Annotated in this window: 19 protein-coding genes; 9 read left to right on the top strand and 10 right to left on the bottom strand. The window is 60.2% G+C overall.

The window, feature by feature from the left end; translation table 11 throughout:
- Nucleotides 1–90: 90 nt before the first annotated feature.
- From AC559A_RS01505 to AC559A_RS01525, 5 genes are all read right to left on the bottom strand, one after another.
- Nucleotides 91–1,083, bottom strand: a complete 993-nt coding sequence (locus tag AC559A_RS01505) for a patatin-like phospholipase family protein (RefSeq protein WP_498815797.1) — start codon at nt 1,081–1,083, stop codon at nt 91–93.
- Nucleotides 1,065–1,925 carry an HDOD domain-containing protein gene (locus tag AC559A_RS01510; protein WP_498815799.1) on the bottom strand — a complete coding sequence of 287 codons (861 nt, stop codon included), beginning with the start codon at nt 1,923–1,925 and terminating at the stop codon, nt 1,065–1,067. Before AC559A_RS01510 ends, AC559A_RS01505 begins: the two co-directional genes overlap by 19 nt.
- A complete protein-coding gene (locus AC559A_RS01515) occupies nt 1,922–2,395 on the bottom strand; it encodes a chemotaxis protein CheD (RefSeq protein WP_498815800.1) in 474 nt (157 codons plus the stop codon). The genes AC559A_RS01510 and AC559A_RS01515 overlap by 4 nt, the downstream gene beginning before the upstream one ends.
- A 62-nt stretch (nt 2,396–2,457) precedes the next feature.
- Entirely contained in the window at nt 2,458–3,645 is a 1,188-nt protein-coding gene (locus AC559A_RS01520) for a glycoside hydrolase family 3 protein (protein ID WP_498815802.1), read from the bottom strand.
- Between the two features lie 205 nt (nt 3,646–3,850).
- Nucleotides 3,851–5,017 (bottom strand): M24 family metallopeptidase, encoded by a 1,167-nt coding sequence (locus AC559A_RS01525; protein ID WP_498815803.1) that lies wholly within the window; start codon nt 5,015–5,017, stop codon nt 3,851–3,853.
- An 82-nt stretch (nt 5,018–5,099) separates the two neighbouring features.
- On the opposite strand from AC559A_RS01525, the gene gmd reads away from it, so the two are divergent.
- Entirely contained in the window at nt 5,100–6,257 is a 1,158-nt protein-coding gene (gmd, locus tag AC559A_RS01530; protein ID WP_028573088.1) for a GDP-mannose 4,6-dehydratase, read from the top strand.
- Nucleotides 6,258–6,405: 148 nt separating this feature from the next.
- On the opposite strand, the gene AC559A_RS01535 is transcribed toward gmd, so the two are convergent.
- From AC559A_RS01535 to AC559A_RS01545, 3 genes are read right to left on the bottom strand one after another with little or no spacing between them, the layout of a single operon-like run.
- Entirely contained in the window at nt 6,406–7,716 is a 1,311-nt protein-coding gene (locus AC559A_RS01535; RefSeq protein ID WP_498815806.1) for a nickel pincer cofactor-dependent isomerase, group 22, read from the bottom strand.
- A 10-nt stretch (nt 7,717–7,726) separates the two neighbouring features.
- Nucleotides 7,727–8,647 carry a PP-loop family protein gene (locus AC559A_RS01540; protein WP_498815808.1) on the bottom strand — a complete coding sequence of 307 codons (921 nt, stop codon included), beginning with the start codon at nt 8,645–8,647 and terminating at the stop codon, nt 7,727–7,729.
- Nucleotides 8,648–8,651: 4 nt separating this feature from the next.
- On the bottom strand, nt 8,652–8,849 hold the full coding sequence (locus AC559A_RS01545; protein WP_028573092.1) for a hypothetical protein: 198 nt from the start codon (nt 8,847–8,849) through the stop codon (nt 8,652–8,654).
- Between the two features lie 384 nt (nt 8,850–9,233).
- On the opposite strand from AC559A_RS01545, the gene AC559A_RS01550 reads away from it, so the two are divergent.
- On the top strand, nt 9,234–9,644 hold the full coding sequence (locus AC559A_RS01550) for a response regulator (RefSeq protein WP_028573093.1): 411 nt from the start codon (nt 9,234–9,236) through the stop codon (nt 9,642–9,644).
- Between the two features lie 73 nt (nt 9,645–9,717).
- Here the strand turns inward: AC559A_RS01550 and mltG are convergent, their stop codons facing one another.
- Together mltG and AC559A_RS01560 are read right to left on the bottom strand one after the other, a co-directional pair.
- Nucleotides 9,718–10,824 (bottom strand): endolytic transglycosylase MltG, encoded by a 1,107-nt coding sequence (gene mltG, locus AC559A_RS01555; protein ID WP_498815810.1) that lies wholly within the window; start codon nt 10,822–10,824, stop codon nt 9,718–9,720.
- Nucleotides 10,814–11,617 carry a 2-amino-3,7-dideoxy-D-threo-hept-6-ulosonate synthase gene (locus AC559A_RS01560; protein ID WP_498815811.1) on the bottom strand — a complete coding sequence of 268 codons (804 nt, stop codon included), beginning with the start codon at nt 11,615–11,617 and terminating at the stop codon, nt 10,814–10,816. Before AC559A_RS01560 ends, mltG begins: the two co-directional genes overlap by 11 nt.
- Nucleotides 11,618–11,973: 356 nt before the next feature.
- Here AC559A_RS01560 and AC559A_RS01565 point away from each other — a divergent pair, with 356 nt between their 5' ends.
- The 7 genes from AC559A_RS01565 to AC559A_RS01595 all read left to right on the top strand — a co-directional run bounded on the left by AC559A_RS01565 (nt 11,974) and on the right by AC559A_RS01595 (nt 16,726).
- A complete protein-coding gene (locus AC559A_RS01565) occupies nt 11,974–13,146 on the top strand; it encodes an ATP-binding protein (RefSeq protein WP_498815813.1) in 1,173 nt (390 codons plus the stop codon).
- Between the two features lie 198 nt (nt 13,147–13,344).
- Nucleotides 13,345–14,568, top strand: a complete 1,224-nt coding sequence (locus tag AC559A_RS01570; RefSeq protein WP_498815814.1) for an ATP-binding protein — start codon at nt 13,345–13,347, stop codon at nt 14,566–14,568.
- 58 nt (nt 14,569–14,626) lie between these two features.
- The gene (locus AC559A_RS01575; protein ID WP_498815815.1) at nt 14,627–15,136 is read left to right on the top strand and encodes a GNAT family N-acetyltransferase; all 510 of its coding nucleotides are present in this window, start codon (nt 14,627–14,629) and stop codon (nt 15,134–15,136) included.
- 125 nt (nt 15,137–15,261) lie between these two features.
- The gene (locus tag AC559A_RS01580; protein ID WP_498815817.1) at nt 15,262–15,516 is read left to right on the top strand and encodes a type II toxin-antitoxin system HicA family toxin; all 255 of its coding nucleotides are present in this window, start codon (nt 15,262–15,264) and stop codon (nt 15,514–15,516) included.
- Nucleotides 15,516–15,863, top strand: coding sequence for a type II toxin-antitoxin system HicB family antitoxin (locus tag AC559A_RS01585; protein ID WP_498816051.1), 348 nt, complete (start codon nt 15,516–15,518; stop codon nt 15,861–15,863). Before AC559A_RS01580 ends, AC559A_RS01585 begins: the two co-directional genes overlap by 1 nt.
- The gene (locus tag AC559A_RS01590; RefSeq protein ID WP_498815818.1) at nt 15,857–16,060 is read left to right on the top strand and encodes a hypothetical protein; all 204 of its coding nucleotides are present in this window, start codon (nt 15,857–15,859) and stop codon (nt 16,058–16,060) included. Before AC559A_RS01585 ends, AC559A_RS01590 begins: the two co-directional genes overlap by 7 nt.
- Nucleotides 16,061–16,147: 87 nt before the next feature.
- The gene (locus tag AC559A_RS01595; RefSeq protein WP_498815820.1) at nt 16,148–16,726 is read left to right on the top strand and encodes a hypothetical protein; all 579 of its coding nucleotides are present in this window, start codon (nt 16,148–16,150) and stop codon (nt 16,724–16,726) included.
- Nucleotides 16,727–16,818: the final 92 nt, after the last annotated feature.

The raw sequence follows: 16,818 nt of genomic DNA on the forward strand, positions 1-16,818 counted from the left end.
CGGCCTTGTTTCCAATCACATATCGCCGTGTTTGTCATCCAATCGGGACATCCGGCTTCTGCGGCCCCTGACTGAAAAAAACAGGCACCCTCACGAACCCGGTTCGCCTGAAAGGTGCTCGCGCAGGGCGGCTCTCAGTGCTTCGGCGGCAGGTTCGGATTGCGTGAAAATCTGCTCAGCCTTGTGGAAGTGCAGCAGACGAACCCCGGATGTTTCCGGGCGAATGAAGATGTGAGGCTCACGGTTTTTCAGCTTTTCCGCGGTGATGGCCCGCTGCATGATTTCAAAGGTGTTGAACAGGGAGTCCAGCACGTCGGGCTTGTCCTCGGCCGGTTCCGCCGGTTCCGCCGGTTCCGCCGGTTCCGTCGGTCCCGCCGCCCCGCCGGAAACGTCCACGGCCACGACCAGGTCGCACCGGTCGTGGAGCAGGTCAAAGGGCAACGGGTTCACCGTGCCGCCGTCCACCAGCAGGCGTCCATCCAGCTCCACTGGGGCGAACAGGCCGGGAACGGCCATGCTGGCCTTGATCGCCGGGATCAGCGGCCCCTGGCCCAGGACAACCTGTTCCCGCTTCCAGTAGTCCGCCGCCACGACCATCAGGGGGATGGCCAGCTCCTCGAAGGTGGAAACGCGGACCTTTTCGCGCAGAAAATCGAGAAACCCCTGACTGTCCAACAGCCCTCCGTTGTCCAGATCGGGGCGGATCAGGTCCAACAGGCTCAACCCCGCGCTGCCCCGGATCAGGGTACTCATGATGTGTCTGTCCTCGGAGGCGAAGTCCAAGGCCAGCCGACGCAGGTCCGCTCCGGAAAGGCCGGAGGCGTAAAGGGCCCCGATCACGGCTCCGATGCTGGTCCCGGCGATCATCTTGGGGACGACGCCCAAGTCGTCGAAGACTTCGAGCATGGGAATATGGGCCAGGCCGTTGGCCCCGCCGGAGCCGAGGGCCAGGCCGACGGTCAAGCCGCTCCAAGGCGTTTCTCCGGACCGGCCCCCGGCCATGGCGGAGAAAGGCAGGGAAGCGGCAACGGTCACGGCTCCGCCCAGAAAGCGGCGACGGGAAATCAAATCTCCTTCTCGCACTTCGGCAAAACTTCCTTGAGTTTGGCAACGTGCTCCAGGAGTTTGACCGTCACCTCCTGGACCTGCTCCTCCGTCAACCCCAGGCGTTCAACCACGGCTTCGGAAACGGGATACTGCATGCCGTCCAGCCCCTGGCCGATGCCGGTCATGGCGGCGGCCGCGGAACCAATGTGGACGAGATCCAGCGCAACGTCCCGCTCAGCGCAGGATTCGGGGTTTCGAAAATGGCGGACCACGCGCACGATCTCCTCGGGCAGGTTCCAGGAGGCCAGCAGTTCGGCCCCGATTTCCGCGTGGTCCGCTCCCAGAACGCGGCGTTCGGCTTCCTCGAAGGAGACGTTTTCGCGCTCCACCAGTGCGTTGACCTGCTCGTATTCGTTGTCCAAAAACTGACTCAGCACGATCTTGCCGATGTTGGCCAAAAGTCCGGCGGTGAAGGTGTGCGACGGAGCGTCGATGCCCAATTCGGCGGCGGTGAGTTCCGAGGCCACGGCAATGGCCAGGGATTGTTCCAGAAGGGTGCAGGGAGCTTGATCGTAACCTTCCAATTCCCCGCTGATCCTGGGAGTGACGGCCACGGTGAGCAGGAGCTGGGAAACCCGTTTCGCGCCGAGGCGGACCACGGCGTCGCGAAGATTGTTCACCCGGCTCATGGAGCCGAAATACGGGGTGTTGGCCAGCCGCAGGATGTTGGCGGTAATCCCTGGATCATGCTGCAAGACCTTGGCCAGGTTGCCCATGTCCACCTGGGGGTCGCGCAGCAGGCGCATGCCTTCCTGTACGGCACTGGAAAGCACCGGTACCCGGGTGATTTGAGAGAGAATGATCTTGCGCTTGATCATAGTTCGCGTTCCTCGCGTTTGGACCGGATCAGGACCCGGCCGGTATCCGCAAGCAGATACATGGTCCTGGGGACGCTCCCGCCCATTTCACCGGCCGCGAGCTTCAGACCGTTGTGCTCCAGCAGGGCCAGCAAGGTCTCCTGGTTGCGCAGCCCGGTGTTGAATTGGTTGAGCACGTTCATCATCCGGCTGCATCCGGCGGCCTTCAGGACCAGATTCTGGCGCTGGGCACCCATGGTATACATCTCCCGGATCATGGCCGGAACCCCGGTGCTGACGCACATGGCCGGATTTTCCAGGGCCTTTTTACTGCCCGAGGGTTTCGGCAGCAGGCAGTGAATCAGCCCGGCGACCTTGAAGACCGGGTCGTAAGCCGCCAGCCCCATGCAGGAGCCCAGGGAGTGCGTGACGAGAATCACTCCAGGTTGTTTGGTCACGCGCATCTCGGAGATGCCGACATTGATTCTCATGGTTTTTTTGCGTGCTGATGGTCAATCCACGGACGTGGGGTCAAAAGGTTGCGCGACCGGGCTCAATAGGCGTCGCAGAGCCTGCACTCCATCTTTCCCCTGGCCGCGAGGCGCGATTTGAGATGCATGATCCGGGTGTAGGACTGGTGGATGCGCCACTCCGGCACCCGGCCTTCCCGGACCAGGTTCAGGATGATCTCGCCGGCCTTTTGGGCGATGTTTTCGTCGTAGACCAGGTTGTTGCCGAAAATGATCATGTCCGCCCCGGCCCGAATGGTCTGTTCCAGGGCGGTTTCCAGGTCGTAGTGGTCGGTGATGGCCTGCATCTGCATGTCGTCGGAAATGATCACGCCCTGATAGCCCATCTGGTCGCGGAGCAGACCCTGCATGGTGGGCGGGCAGAGGGTCGCGGGCCAGTCCGGGTCGAGGTGGGCGTTGAACACATGGGCGGTCATGATCATGTCCGCTCCGGTGGTGCGCAGGATTTCCCGGTACGGCTCCAGTTCCTTCTCGGACCAGGTCCGGGTCACGTCGGTGAAGCCCAGGTGCGAGTCCGTGGTGGAGCTGCCGTGGCCCGGAAAGTGCTTCAGGGCCGTGAGCACGCCTTCGGTCTGATGGGCGGCGATCACCGCGGCGGCGTGAACCGCCACCGTATGCGGGTCCGCGGAAAAGCTGCGTTCCAGCTTGCCGATCACCGGATTGTCCGGATTCACGTTTATATCCACCACCGGAGCCAGGTTGACGTTGATGCCCAGCCCGGACAGCGTCTTCGCGGTCCGTCCGGCGTATTCGGCCGTCAGACGCGGGTCGTTTTGCTCGCCCAACCAACCCTGGGAGACCGTGGGCGGAAAGCCGTACCGCTCCTTGAGCCGGTTGACCCGCCCGCCTTCCTGGTCAATGGCCACGAACAGGGGCGTTCCGGGGCTTGCGGCGTGCAAATCCGCCACCAGTTTTTCGAGCTGCTCCGGCGAGGCCACGTTGCGCACCGGGCTGCGCAGGGCCACATCGTAATCGAAGATGATCACTCCGCCGACGCGCCCGGCCCGGATGTCCCGGACAATGGGGCTGTTTTCATCCACCTCCAGGCCGCGAAAGCCGATCAGCAGCATCTGCCCGACCTTGACGTCAAGGTTTTCGTCCGAATCCGCCCCTCCGGCCAGGCAGGCGGACAGGAACACGGGGATCAGAATGAGCGGAAGCAATCGTCGGCCGAAAAGGAGAAATGGGAAACGCGGATGGTGTCGGGTCATGGGGTATTCGTGGGAATATGGTTTATGGTTTACCGATAAACACGAGCCGCAGGCACTCTGGATCGGTGTCGAAATCGCTATCGAAATCGTGATCGAAATCGAAAAGTTACCGGAAATCGATTACGATTTCGATTCCGATTTCGATTCCGATTGGCGCCGGCGCTCCATGGGATGCGCTTTGAACTCCATGGCGCCTCATGGAGTGCTACAAAACCCGGCATCCGTCCTCGGTGACCAGGATCATGTACTCCCAGCGGATGCCGCCCCAGTCCGGGTAGTACAGGCCGGGTTCCACGGTGACCACCATGCCCGGGGCCAGGATGGTCTTGGTGTCGTGGGGGCTCAAGCTTGGGCCTTCGTGGGTTTCCAGGCCGATGCCGTGGCCCAGGCCGTGGTTGAAGCGCTCATCCACGAAGTGGTCCCGAAAGAAATCCTTGACCAGTTGATAGACGTTGCACACCGGTACGCCTGGACGGATGGCGGCGATGGCCCGGTCCTGGGCCTCGCGGACCAGGTTCATGGTTCGTTTGAAGGCGTCCGAGGGCCGCTCCCCCACCCAGAAGGTCCGGGTCTGGTCCGAGCAGTAATTCCCCAGCCGAGCCCCGGCGTCCACCAGCACCAGGCAGCCGTCCCGGACCGGGGTGTCGTTGGGCACGGCGTGGGGTTGAGCCGCGTTGGCGTCCACGCCCACGATGGTCGGAAAGGCCAGTTCACTGGCCCCGCGCTCCCGGAACAGTTTTTCCATGTCCCAGGCGATTTCCCGTTCCGTGCGTCCTGGACGCAGCAGGTCGGGAACCAGGGCGAAGACCTCGTGGTTGAGTCGGCAAGACGCCTCCAGCAGGGCGATTTCCCCGGCGTCCTTGATCTGCCGCAAGGGCTCCACCATGTTCGTGGTCGGGATGAAGGTCACTTCTTCGGCCAACTCCCCGTGAAGATCAACGCTCAGGGCCCTGGCCTCGAACCCCAGGGGCCGGTGGCCCAGACCGGCCAGGAATTCACGGATCTGCTTGATTTTGGGGCTGGTGTAGATGAACAACCGTTCCTTGGGCCAGACCTTGTTGGCGACGATTTCATAGCGCGGGTCCGTGAGCAGCCAATCCTCGCCGCTGGCGGCGATCACCAGCATGCCCGCGCTTTCGTTGCATTGCGGGTCGTGGAGTTCGAAGCCGCTGAGGTAGAACCGGTTGGCCGGGCTGGAAATCAGCAGGGCCGGCAGTCCGGCAGTCTTGAGCTTTTCACGCAGCTTGTCGCGGCGTTGGGCGTGGATTTCAGGCATGGAGGGAGCGGGGTTGAAGGTCGGCAGGTGAAAATACGGTGCGGGCGGCGGATACACGTCTCCGGATTCCCTAAACCATTCAAAGTTGCCCTGCAATCCTCAATCCGCTATGGACCGGAAAGCCGTCCCGATTCATCCAAGTCCTCGGGCGACATCACGATAAGGAGAACACAGCACGATGAAAAAAGCACTGATCACCGGCATAACCGGTCAAGACGGGGCCTATCTGGCGGAGTTCCTGCTGGAAAAGGGCTACGAGGTCCATGGCATCAAACGCCGCTCCTCGCTGTTCAACACCCAGCGGGTGGACCACCTCTACCGCGACCCTCACGAGGAGAACGTCCGGTTTCTTATGCATTACGGAGACCTGACCGACGCCACCAACCTGACCCGGATCATTCAGGAGGTCCAGCCGGACGAGGTTTACAATCTGGCGGCCCAGAGTCACGTCAAGGTCTCCTTCGAAAGCCCGGAATACACGGCCAACGCCGACGCCCTGGGCACCCTGCGGATGCTGGAGGCGATCCGGCTCCTTGGCCTGACGGACAAGACCCGGTTCTACCAGGCCTCCACCTCGGAACTTTACGGTAAGGTCCAGGAAGTGCCCCAGCGCGAGACCACCCCGTTCTATCCCCGATCACCCTACGCCGTGGCCAAGCTCTACGCTTTCTGGATCACGGTGAACTACCGCGAGGCCTACAACATTTTCGGCTGCAACGGGATCCTCTTCAACCACGAATCCCCGGTGCGCGGCGAAACCTTCGTCACCCGCAAGATCACCCGGGCCGCGGCCCGGATCGCCCTGGGCCTGGAAAAGGACCTGTTTCTCGGCAACCTCGGCGCGTTGCGGGACTGGGGCCATGCCAAGGACTTCGTCCGCGCCCAGTGGCTGATCCTTCAGCAGGACCAGCCCGAAGACTTCGTCATCGCCACTGGCGAGCAGCATTCGGTGCGGGAGTTCTGCCAACTGGCCTTCCGGGAAGTGGGCATTGAGCTGCGCTGGGAAGGCGAGGGTCTGAACGAAAAGGGCATCGTCGCCAAATACGAGCCCTCCCCGGTGATTCAAGCCTGCCTGGAACGCATCGGCAAACAGGTCGCCTTTGCCGAGGGCGATGTCCTGGTGTCCGTGGACCCCCGCTACTTCCGGCCCACGGAAGTGGAAAGCCTGCTGGGCGATCCGACCAAATCCCGGGAAAAACTGGGCTGGACCCCGGAGATCAGCTTTGCGCAGATGGTCACGGAAATGGTCGCCTACGACATCCGGGAAGCCTCCCGCGAGTCCATCTGCCTCCACAGCGGCTTCCCCCTGCCCGGCAGCTGCGAGGCGTTCATGTAGCTGTTGCAGATTGCTTTGCTTTGGAAACCGTAAGGCCCGACCTCCGCGTTTTTCGCGGAGGCCGGGCCTTTTTATTCAGTTGCAGGCACATTGCTCTCACTCTTCCATCCTTGAGGCCTCCTTTTCGGAGTACGCTCCAAATGGTCATTCACTCGCTCGGCTTGGGAAACGGGGCGAGGTCGTCCCCGATGAAGTCCATGGGCAGGGGGGAGCGCAGAATTTCCAGGTCGGCTGGTGGGTCGTCGAGCAGGGCCGGGGAGACGAGCAGGCGTTCCAGGTGCTTGGTGTTCCGGATGCGGACCATGCGCAGTTTTTCCGAGGATATCTCCCCCAGGGTGTGGATGGTCGCGGCCAGGGCCAGGCGGTCCGTGGGCAGGTGCAGGGGCAGGGCGGCCTTTTCCGGGCTCAGGCCGGTCAGGGCGTTGATCACGGTCTTCTCGGAATCCATGGCCCGGGCCACCCGGTCCGTTGTCACGTCCGCGAACCCGATGCCCAGGGCGTTGCCCGCGGTGCCGGGGCTCAGATCCCGCACGAAAATACGCTTGATGCGCGGCGTGGTGGTGAAGTCGCCCAGGATGTCCCGGTTGCGGCCGGTGACGTTGGTGTCCATGCCCGTGCCGCTGATGTCCTTGCCGATTTCGTCCACCACGAGCACGTCCAGTTCGTCAAAGGGCAGCTTGGGGGCCAGACGCTTGGCCAGGGTCAACAGCCGCGGCTCTTGCTCCGGAATCTCGCCTGGCGGCAGCAGGCGCAGGGTATGCAGCCGGCCCAGGCCGTTCTCCACCAGTCCCACCCCGCAGAGCAGATTGCCGCGCTCCAGGATCATCCGGGCCGCGGCATCAATCAGCGCGAACATTCCGTGGGCCGGGGCCAGGCCGTGCAGCAACCGGGCGCCCTCATCATTGCCCAGGCCCACGGCCAGCATCTTCATCAGCCCGCTCTCCACCGGGGCCTTGAACTTGGTGTGGGGCTTGATCCGGTTCACGACCACCAGGTGGTCCGCCTCGGCGGCCAGGGCGTCCACGAGCACGGGCATGCCCAGGCTGGTTTCGCCCAGGTTGATCGTGCCCAGGTGGACCGTTCTCAGGCCGATGCGCAACGGCGCGCCCATGGCCTGTTCCGTGATTCCCAGGTCGGCCAGGACTTGGGTCTGGCCCTCGGGCGTGGCCCCGCCGTGGCTGCCCATGGCCGAAACGATGAACGGCCGTGCCTCCAGGCCGCGAAACAGGTCGCACAGGCTCCGGGTCACCTGGTCCAGGCGGTCGATGCCCCGGCTGCCCACGGCAATGGCCACGCTCTGTCCGGGCCGGACACGCTGTTCCAGGCCGATACGCACGGCCTCTTCGGCCATGGCACGGGGGACGCCGCCCAGGGTTTCGTTCTCCAGCCGTTGCCGGACCAGGGCCATGTCCGGCAAGCGGATTCGGGCCAGGAGGGCGGGCAGGGTCGAAGCGCGCATGGCGTTCCGTTCAGGTACCCGACGTGTCAGATTCGGCGGCAACCATGGTCTTGATCCGGCACACGCCGCAGACCTCGGCCGAGGTGGGATAGCCGCAAGCGGTGCAGGGCGAGAGCGGATCATCCCCTTGTTCGGCCCACGCGGCGAACACCGGGCGACCGTCGCGCAGGAAGTTCTCGTAGAACTGAACCTTGGCCCCGGGCATGCGCTCCTCCAGGCCGGACCAGAGGCCCTTGTAGATCGGGAAGCTGGCCTTGCCGCTGTAGGGGCACCCGGCGATGACGTGGTCGATGCCGCGCAGGAAGCTGAAATTGGCGATTTCGAACTCGGTCAGCCGGTACATGGGCTTGATCTTGCGGGCAAAGCCGTCCGCGGCCTGCAGGACCGGTCCCTGGTCGCTGAGATAGGACGCGTCCCAACGTACGGTGTTGGCGAACAGGCGGCTGACCTCGTCGTCCAGATTGTGACCCGTGGCCAGCACGGAGTAGCCGTTTTCCAGGGCGAACTTGTTGAAGTAGTAGCGTTTGAGCTTGCCGCAGACCGAACAGATGGGACGCTTGATCCGGGATTTGACCAGGGGAATGGCCAGCCCCTCTCGGCGCAGCTCGATGACCGTCAACGGCAGACCCAGCTTGGCGAAAAAGCCTTCGCAGGCCGTTCGGGCGTCCGTGGAGGAGCCCGGAATGTCCAGATCCACGTGCAGGCCGTGCACGTCGTGGCCGAGTTCGTGGAGCAGCAGGGTCAGGGCCAGGGAGTCCTTGCCCCCGCTGACCGCCACCAGCACCCGGTCGCCCGGAGCGATCATCTTGTGGCGGTGTACGGCCCGCTCCACCTGGGAGCGGACGAAATCCGGATAGCAATCGGGACAGAACGCGGTATTGTGGCTGGGCAGGGCCACGGCCGCCAGGGCTTTGCATTTGCGACATTTCATGGGGTCATCCTCGGGAAGTGACGGTCCGGACGACGATTTCGTCGCCAATGTTCAGGCGGCGATCCGGCGTGAGCAGTTCGCCGTCGCGGATGATCAACGCGGAGTTGACGCCCAGCCCCAGTTCACGCAGCAGCCGCAGCGCCGTGCAGGCCTTGGGAAGCCGGATTTCCCGGCCCTGGGGTTCCAATCGGACATGAATCATATTCTCACCTCGACAAAAAGTTCGTCTTTGTCTATCCGTGAACCTACGTAAACTCAACCGCATCGTCGTGACGACAAGCCGGAAGACTTTTGATTTTGAGCCCAAAATGTCGATCAGAATAAAATTGTCCCGCGGTCAAACATCCACAGTTGAGTGTCGTGACCGTTCCGTGTATGTTCACCACGTTTTTATGGTAGTTTCCGGACTGATCGGACGTTGTCTTCTTCCCGCCCGGCACCGCCCCTCCGGTCGTCAATTTCGAATGCAAGCACCGCCGGGCCGAAGCATGATCTTATTGAGAACACATTGAACGTACCGCAACCCCGTCGCATTGCATCGCTGAAGTCGTGAAAGCTGGATGCGTCCCATCCCAAGGAGGGCATTATGGCCAAAGGAAAGATTCTCGTCGTTGACGATGAGCACCACATCCGGTTGTTGTATCAGGAAGAGCTGCAACTGGAGGATTACGACGTCGTCACGTCGGACGGCTCGGAGAACATTCTGGAGGTGCTGTCCAGGGAAAAGCCCCAGGTGGTGGTCCTGGACATCAAGCTGGAGGGCAATCGTTCCGGGCTGGATCTGCTCCAGGAGATCCGCGGCCAGGATCAATCCATTCCGGTCATTCTCTGCACGGCCTACGACAGCTTCCAGCACGACCTGAAATCCATTGCCGCGGATTTCTACGTGGTCAAGTCCGTTGACCTGACCGAGTTGAAGAGCAAGGTGGAACAGGCCCTGAAAAAGGCCGAAAAGCAGAGCGGTGGTTCGGGCGAGAGCCAGCCGTCCTATTTCTGAACATCGACAAGCATCGTTGAGCGTAAAAAAGCCGGGCCTCGCAACAGGCCCGGTTTTTTTTGCGTCGTGACGCCTACCTGCCCTGGCTGCGGCGAAATTGCCGCACGGCCCGGTTGTGTTCCTCCAGGGTGCGGCTGAAGGTGTGCGAGCCGTCGTTGTTGGAAACGAAGTAGAACAGGTTGTGTTCCTCGGGCTGGAGCGCGGCCCGGAGCGAGGCCAGTCCGGGAGAGGCGATGGGCCCGGGCGGCAGGCCCGCGTGCATGTAGGTGTTGTAGGGGTTGTTCGGATCGTCCAGGTGCCTTCTGAACAGCGGCCCGGAAAAGTCCGGCCCCAGGCCGTAGATGGTCGTGGGATCGCACTGCAGACGCATGCCGATGCGCAGGCGGTTGGCGAAAACCCCGGCCACCCGTTCACGCTCTTCGGCCAAGCCGGTTTCCTTTTCCACCAATGAAGCCAGAATGACCAGGTCCCGCACCGTTTCCGGAGCAGGACGGCCCTTCGGCCAGAGGTGTTGATCCGTGGCCCGCCGGAACATTTCCAGCATCATTTCCACGATGGGCCGGGCGTCCTGGTTTCGGGGCCGGGGGAGATGATAGGTTTCCGGAAACAGGAAGCCTTCGGCGTGGTCCGCGGGGATGTCGAACCGGCGCAGCAGCTCCGGGTCCGCCGCGGCCTTGGCGAAACTCTCGAAACTGGCCAGCCCGGATTCCTCCACGATCCGTCCGGTCTGCCACCAGGTCAGGCCCTCGGGGATCCGCAACCGGTGCAGATGGACCCGGCCGGAGGTCAGGGCATCCAGGATCTGGCGGGGCGTCCAGCCGGTGTTCAGGGCGAATTCGCCCGCCTGAACCGAAGCGCTCAGGCCCAAAAGCCGGGCGTAGAGCTGAAACCTCGGCCCGTTGGAAATGATGTTTTCCCGCTCCAGGAGCAGGCTGATCCGGGCCATGGACATGCCCGGAGCGATGTCCACGAGGCGGGTTTCCCCCGGCTGCTCCGGCGGAACATGCAAGAATCGATACGCATCCCAGGCCGCCGCGCCGACGACGACCAGCAGGAGAATCGACAAGAACAGGAAAACCTTGCGCATTCGGCCCCCGGGCTTGCCGGCGGACGCCGCGGCTGGGAGGTCCGGGCGGAGCGGCTCGGCTTCAAAGTCGGAATTCGGGCGATCAGCCGTCACGCGCCAGCACCTCCATGGCTTGATCCACGCTCAGATCGTCGTGGACGATGCCGTGCATGGCCTTGAGCAGGGCCAGCGGATTCTCAGCCTGGAAGATGTTTCGGCCCATGGACAACCCCGCGCCCCCGGCGCTGATGGAGTCGGAGACCATCCGCAGCACGTCCCGAACGCTGTCCACCTTCGGGCCGCCGGCAATGACCACCGGCACGCAGCAGGCCTCGACCACCCGCTGAAAGCTGTCCATGTCCCCGGTATACGGCACCTTGACCAGATCCGCGCCCAACTCCACGCCCACCCTGGCGCAATGGGCCACCACGTCCGGGTCGTACTCGTTGGAAACCTTCGGCCCCCTGGCGTACATCATGGCCAGCATGGGCATGCCCCAGGAGGCCGCCGTAGCGCTGACCCGACCCATGTCCTCCAGCATTTCCCGCTCATTCTCGTCGCCCAGGTTGACGTGCACGGAAACCCCGTCCGCGCCCAGGCGCAGGGCTTCCTCCACCGAGGCCACGAGGGTCTTGGCGTTGGGGAAGGGCGATAGGGAGGTGCTGGCCGAGAGATGAATGATCAGCCCGATATCCGGCCCGCTGCCCCGATGTCCGCAGCGCACCAAACCCTTATGCATGACCACGGCGTTGGCCCCGCCCCCAGCGATCTGGCTCAGGGTCCGGCGCATGTCGGTCAGGCCCGACAACGGTCCCACGGTCACGCCGTGATCCAAAGGCACGATGATGGCCCGCCGAGTCTCACGATTCAGAATTCGTTCCAGTCTGATCTGTTTTCCAAGGTGCATGGCGCTGACTCCTGTAAGGGCGGTTGAAAGGGCGGAAACCGGAAATCATAATCCGTTGAAGGAGTGATCTAGCCAAGAGTGGTTCCAAAAATCAAGCGCAAGGGGGGCGGTCCGACGGGCTGGCAGGTTGCCCGCTTCCTTGAAAGGATCCCTCTCTCTCATCTGGCCTCCCAAACCACCTGAAACAGGGGCATATGCCTGAACGGAACCTCTCCGTGTCAATCCGGTCTCCAGAGCAACTACTCAGCACTTTTCAAGACAAGCCGGAATGTAGCTGAGTAGTTACGAGACTTTTGTCCACCTTTCTGGACAAACCCCTATTTGTCCATTAGGCTGGACAAAAAAGAAGGCAAGACATGCTCGACAACGAAACCCTGCAACATATCCTGGACGACTGGTCAGACTGGTCGCGGCGGCCGGCCGACATGGTGCCGCGGACCCTGGTTGAACAGTGTGTGCTGACGCCGGAAGTCGTGACGGTGATCCAGGGCGTACGCCGGTGCGGCAAGTCCACTCTGTTGCGCCAGTTGATGACAACCAACCGCATTCCAAAAGAGCGGGCGGTGTTTATCAACTTCGAAGATCCGCGCCTGGTGAATGATCTGGATTCCGCCTTGCTGGAACAGATTATACAGTTGGTAACGGGCCGCGCTCGTGAGCAACTGACATTCTTCCTGGATGAAATTCAGAATGTGGCCAACTGGCAAAAGTGGCTGAACACCCAACTTGAAACTAAAAGCGGGCACTGCTTTGTTGTGACCGGCTCCAACAGCCAGTTGTTGGGCGGAGAACTGGCCAGCTCCCTCACCGGACGCCATCTGCGTCACGAACTATTCCCCTTTGACTTTACGGAGTTTCAGAATTTGGGAAAACCAGACGAACTGGAACAATTCATCCGCTTGGGCGGCTTTCCCGCGGTTCTGGGTTTTCCCCAGCCGGAAAAACTGTTGCAGCAGTATTTTTTGGACATCGTTGAAAAAGACATTCGCGAACGAGTCTCGGCCAGGTCCAGCCGCCCGTTGCAAGCGGTGGCCAAGATGGTGCTGGAATCAGTGGGCTCGGCTTTGAGTCTGCGGCGCATTGCTGGCGCCTTGCAATTGAGCCCTGAGACCGTCAGCCATTATCTGCAGGCCTGTGAAGATGCCTATCTGACTTTCAGCTGCTCCTACTTTGCCTATTCCGAAGCGAAACGGGTACGACACAACCGCAAATACTACGCCATCGACACCGGCCTCCGCCGGGCAATCAGCACAAGGGTCGGGCAGGACCTGGGCAAGGACTTTGAAAACCTCGTTTATCTGACCCTGCGCCGCAAAACTACGGAGATCAGCTACTGGAAAGGCAAGGGAGAAGTGGACTTCGTGGTCAATACCCCAGCCGGCATTACCCCAATTCAGGTGACGTACGGTGAACCGCAACAACGCCATGACAATGCCCTGGAGCAATTCTATCATCAATTTCCTCACGCCAATGAAGCGATCTATGTGACGCCCGAGTCTTTCGAGGGATTATTGGATATGAAATTGTGAGGGGTGGCATGGACATCGCGTCGCACATCCAATGCCCTCTCTTGAGGAACAACCCAGGATCCAACTGAAAGAAGAAAGCCGAAGAGGGCGGCATGGCGCGGTATCGGGACGAGTTCGATGATGCGATGTAGCGATTCATACGATCACATCGTATGAATTTGTTGCATTCTATACGATGCCATCGTATAGATATTAGTCATGGACGATTTGCTGCATCAATACAATCCCTGGTGGGAGCAAGCCCATGACCTGTCCATGGTTCGCCCCAGAGATGCCCAGGTGGAGGCTATCCTGGCCAGGATGTCGGATAAACGCATCCTCTTTCTCTCCGGCTTGCGGCGGGTCGGCAAAACCACGCTGATGCGTCTTGTCGTTGAGCGCCTGATCGCCGCGAACACCGAGCCCAGGGACATCTTCTACGTCAGCCTCGATGATTACCTGCTTCGGGGCCATTCCCTGCTTGACGTCGTTTCCTTGTTCAGAAGCCTGCACAAACTCAGCGTGGACCGTCCGGTCGTCCTTATATTCGATGAAATTACCTCGCAGGAGGACTTTCAACGACAGCTCAAAAATCTCCTGGACCGGGAGCGGGTCACCATCATCGCCGGCGCATCCTCGGCCTCGCTGTTGCGGGATCAGAAGGCATATCTCACCGGGCGTTCCGTGACGTTCGAGGTCCAGCCACTGAGCTTTCCGGAATACCTGGCGTTCAAGGACATTGATCTGCCTCGCCGGGACAGCCGACTTCTCGACCGGTATTTTATGGACTACATGCGTGAGGGAGGGCTGCCGGAGCATGTGCTGGGCGGCGGACGGGAGTATTTAATGGGGCTGGTGGACGATATCATCCAAAAGGACATCGTCGCCTTCCACGGGCTCAAGGACCAGCAGGTTCTTCGGGATTTCTTCACGCTCTTGATGGAGCGCGGCGGAAAGCAGATCAGCGTAAACAAGATTTCCAAAATACTGAAAATCTCCCCGGACACCGCGCGGCGATACCTGGGCTTTTTCGAGGAAACCTACCTCGTGCATCTCGTGCCGCGCTGGGGCACGACCAATGAACGTATCCTCTCGCCCAAAAAAATCTACGCCTGCGACCTGGGGGTGAAGCACCTGTTCATCGGCAACCGCGACCTGGGCAGCTCTTTCGAGAACTACATCTACCTGCGGATTCGCAAACACCAGCCCGTATTCTATTACAAGGACCAGGACGTGGAAATCGACTTCATCACCCAGGACGGAACGCTCATCGAGGCAAAATACAACGCCGCGATGGAGGGTCGGCAACAAGAAGTATTCGACAGCCACCCGGCCCGAAGAAAATACGTCATTGATTCCGTGCGTTCCCTGGCCGTGATTGACGAATTGTGGGATGCTTCGCCCGAGCATAAGAATACGGTAGCAAAGCATGATGACAAGTGATGTGAGTACCTGAAATCCTTATCCAGCCAATCGTGTCCATCTAAAAGAGGACTCTTATATGCTTGAAATTCGACCCGAAGAACACCAAGACCAGGACGCCATTCACCACCTGAACCTGGCCGCGTTCGAGAACGGCCCGGAAGCGGGTTTGGTGGACGCGCTCCGGGTCTCCTGCAAGGAGTATCTTGCCTTCGTGGCCGTGGAGGACGGTGCCGTAGTCGGCCACATCCTGTTCACCCCGGCCACGGTGGACGGCTCCGACGCGACGGGCATGGGGCTGGCGCCTATGGCGGTGCTGCCCTTCCATCAGCGCAAAGGCATCGGTTCCCGGCTGGTCAGGCACGGGCTTGACCATTTGCGTCAGTCCGGCTGCCCCTTCGTCATCGTCCTGGGCCACCCGGAATTTTACCCGCGCTTCGGCTTCGAGCCGGCATCCACGTATCGCCTTGTCAGCCAATGGGAGGGGGTGCCGGATGCGGCGTTCATGGTCGCGGTGCTGGACCCGGGCATCCTGCCTGAAAAAGGCGGCACGGCGCGGTATCGAGACGAGTTTGATGACGCGATGTAGGGGATGGAGTGCATCCAGGAAGAACGGAGTTTGCCAAGAGCAAAAACTGCGAACAGCAAGGGATTGGCGACCATCGGCATAGTTGCTTTTTCTTCACATGATACTACAATGCGATATCAAAAGCCATGAATAAGAAACAACGTCTTGTTTTGAAACTGTTGTTCGAAAAGCCAGAACGTTCGGATATTTTGTGGCGAGATATTGAAGGCTTGCTTGCGGCGCTGGGTGCTGAACTGAGTGAAGGAAAAGGATCGCGAGTGAGGGTGGCGCTCAATGATGTCCGTGCTGTTTTCCACCGTCCTCATCCGGAACGGGTATCAAGCAAAGCCGCGGTAAAATCCGTTCGAAGGTTTCTTGTCGAAGCGGGGGTGCAATTGTGATGGAATACAAGGGCTATTACGCAAAAGTCGAATTTGATGACGACGCGGATATTTTTCATGGCGAAGTCGTCAACTTACGGGACGTCATTACTTTTGAGGGGGAAACGGTCCAGCAACTCAAGCAGGCTTTTCAGGATTCCGTCGACGATTATCTGGAATTTTGCGCAAAGCGTGGAGAGAACCCTGAGAAACCTTATTCAGGCAGGTTCGTGGTGCGCGTCGAACCCGAGTTGCACAAGAATGTGACGGTTGAAGCCCGCAAAGCGGGAGTCAGCCTGAATGCCTGGGTTGCCGACACGATTTCCAAAGCATTGAACGGCCACGCCCATCAGGGCCGTTCATGCTGATCGACATAACTATTCGAGTTGATTTTGCAGTTATATATCCGCGCTTCGGCTTCGAGTCGGCATCCACGTATCGCCTTGTCAGCCAATGGGAGGGGGTGCCGGATGCGGCGTTCATGGTCGCTGTGTTGGACCCTGGTGCCCTGCCTGAAAAAGGCGGCACGGCGCTGTATCGGGGCGAGTTTGATGACGCGATGTAAGGGCATCGTAAAAAACGCCAAAGGTACGATACCCTGCTGATATAACAAAATTATTTTACAAAAATTGGAATAAAAGGCAGTAGCGACATGATCCTTCCCCGCCCGAGAGCATTTATTGACTGGACTGTTCCTTTTGACGAGCTTGGAAACGAAATCGGCATGTGTCATGACACGGAGACCTATCAACGGTATATCAAATGGCTTGCTGATTACCTCTACCGCACTGAGATTCCTGTTCCGGAGAACCAGTTGCAAGACTTGGCGAAGTTTGAGGCCAAAGAAGGAATCGCAAGCGCCGTTTTTTGGCTTTCCGACGACTTGGGCTATTCCATTTGGGAAACCGAATTGATCGAAAGTTGTTGTTCTGACGGATTGTCTTACGAGGAATACCACCAAGTAGAGGTAAACTTGTGGAACGAGATGCCTGAAAATGAGCGTGAAGTGTGTGAGGATCCGGAAGAAGAGTTCTTCACGTCTGAAGCGGACTACAAGAGAATCTGTCAGGAGGCGATTGATGCCAAGAAAGTCCCGCCCCATATCCGGCATGCCGACATTCCCTATCGCCCTATATTGGCAAAACTGCTCAAAATAGTGGCAAGCAAGGATGAGCGGGTCGCTCATCTGGACTATTTTTATCACAACTACAACGAGTGCGCATCAAAATGAAGGATGTTTTTCTTTTCCCTTTCTCGGCAAGCTCTCATAGAATTGGCTCCCGTTGGCGAACGACAAGCAAACAACCTTATGAAGCGAGAAAT

It is taken from the genome of Desulfonatronum zhilinae, from assembly GCF_900182865.1.
Classification (GTDB): Bacteria; Desulfobacterota; Desulfovibrionia; order Desulfovibrionales; family Desulfonatronaceae; genus Desulfonatronum; species Desulfonatronum lacustre.

Excerpts from the sequence above, each read along its gene's own strand:
- AC559A_RS01575 (WP_498815815.1), top strand. The coding sequence starts at position 14,627 with ATGCTTGAAATTCGACCCGAAGAACACCAAGACCAGGACGCCATTCAC.
- AC559A_RS01565 (WP_498815813.1), top strand. The coding sequence starts at position 11,974 with ATGCTCGACAACGAAACCCTGCAACATATCCTGGACGACTGGTCAGAC.
- AC559A_RS01585 (WP_498816051.1), top strand. The coding sequence starts at position 15,516 with ATGGAATACAAGGGCTATTACGCAAAAGTCGAATTTGATGACGACGCG.
- AC559A_RS01540 (WP_498815808.1), bottom strand. The coding sequence starts at position 8,647 with ATGAAATGTCGCAAATGCAAAGCCCTGGCGGCCGTGGCCCTGCCCAGC.
- AC559A_RS01510 (WP_498815799.1), bottom strand. The coding sequence starts at position 1,925 with ATGATCAAGCGCAAGATCATTCTCTCTCAAATCACCCGGGTACCGGTG.
- AC559A_RS01560 (WP_498815811.1), bottom strand. The coding sequence starts at position 11,617 with ATGCACCTTGGAAAACAGATCAGACTGGAACGAATTCTGAATCGTGAG.
- AC559A_RS01515 (WP_498815800.1), bottom strand. The coding sequence starts at position 2,395 with ATGAGAATCAATGTCGGCATCTCCGAGATGCGCGTGACCAAACAACCT.
- AC559A_RS01590 (WP_498815818.1), top strand. The coding sequence starts at position 15,857 with ATGCTGATCGACATAACTATTCGAGTTGATTTTGCAGTTATATATCCG.
- AC559A_RS01580 (WP_498815817.1), top strand. The coding sequence starts at position 15,262 with ATGAATAAGAAACAACGTCTTGTTTTGAAACTGTTGTTCGAAAAGCCA.
- AC559A_RS01595 (WP_498815820.1), top strand. The coding sequence starts at position 16,148 with ATGATCCTTCCCCGCCCGAGAGCATTTATTGACTGGACTGTTCCTTTT.
- AC559A_RS01570 (WP_498815814.1), top strand. The coding sequence starts at position 13,345 with ATGGACGATTTGCTGCATCAATACAATCCCTGGTGGGAGCAAGCCCAT.
- AC559A_RS01545 (WP_028573092.1), bottom strand. The coding sequence starts at position 8,849 with ATGATTCATGTCCGATTGGAACCCCAGGGCCGGGAAATCCGGCTTCCC.
- gmd (WP_028573088.1), top strand. The coding sequence starts at position 5,100 with ATGAAAAAAGCACTGATCACCGGCATAACCGGTCAAGACGGGGCCTAT.
- AC559A_RS01535 (WP_498815806.1), bottom strand. The coding sequence starts at position 7,716 with ATGCGCGCTTCGACCCTGCCCGCCCTCCTGGCCCGAATCCGCTTGCCG.
- AC559A_RS01520 (WP_498815802.1), bottom strand. The coding sequence starts at position 3,645 with ATGACCCGACACCATCCGCGTTTCCCATTTCTCCTTTTCGGCCGACGA.
- AC559A_RS01550 (WP_028573093.1), top strand. The coding sequence starts at position 9,234 with ATGGCCAAAGGAAAGATTCTCGTCGTTGACGATGAGCACCACATCCGG.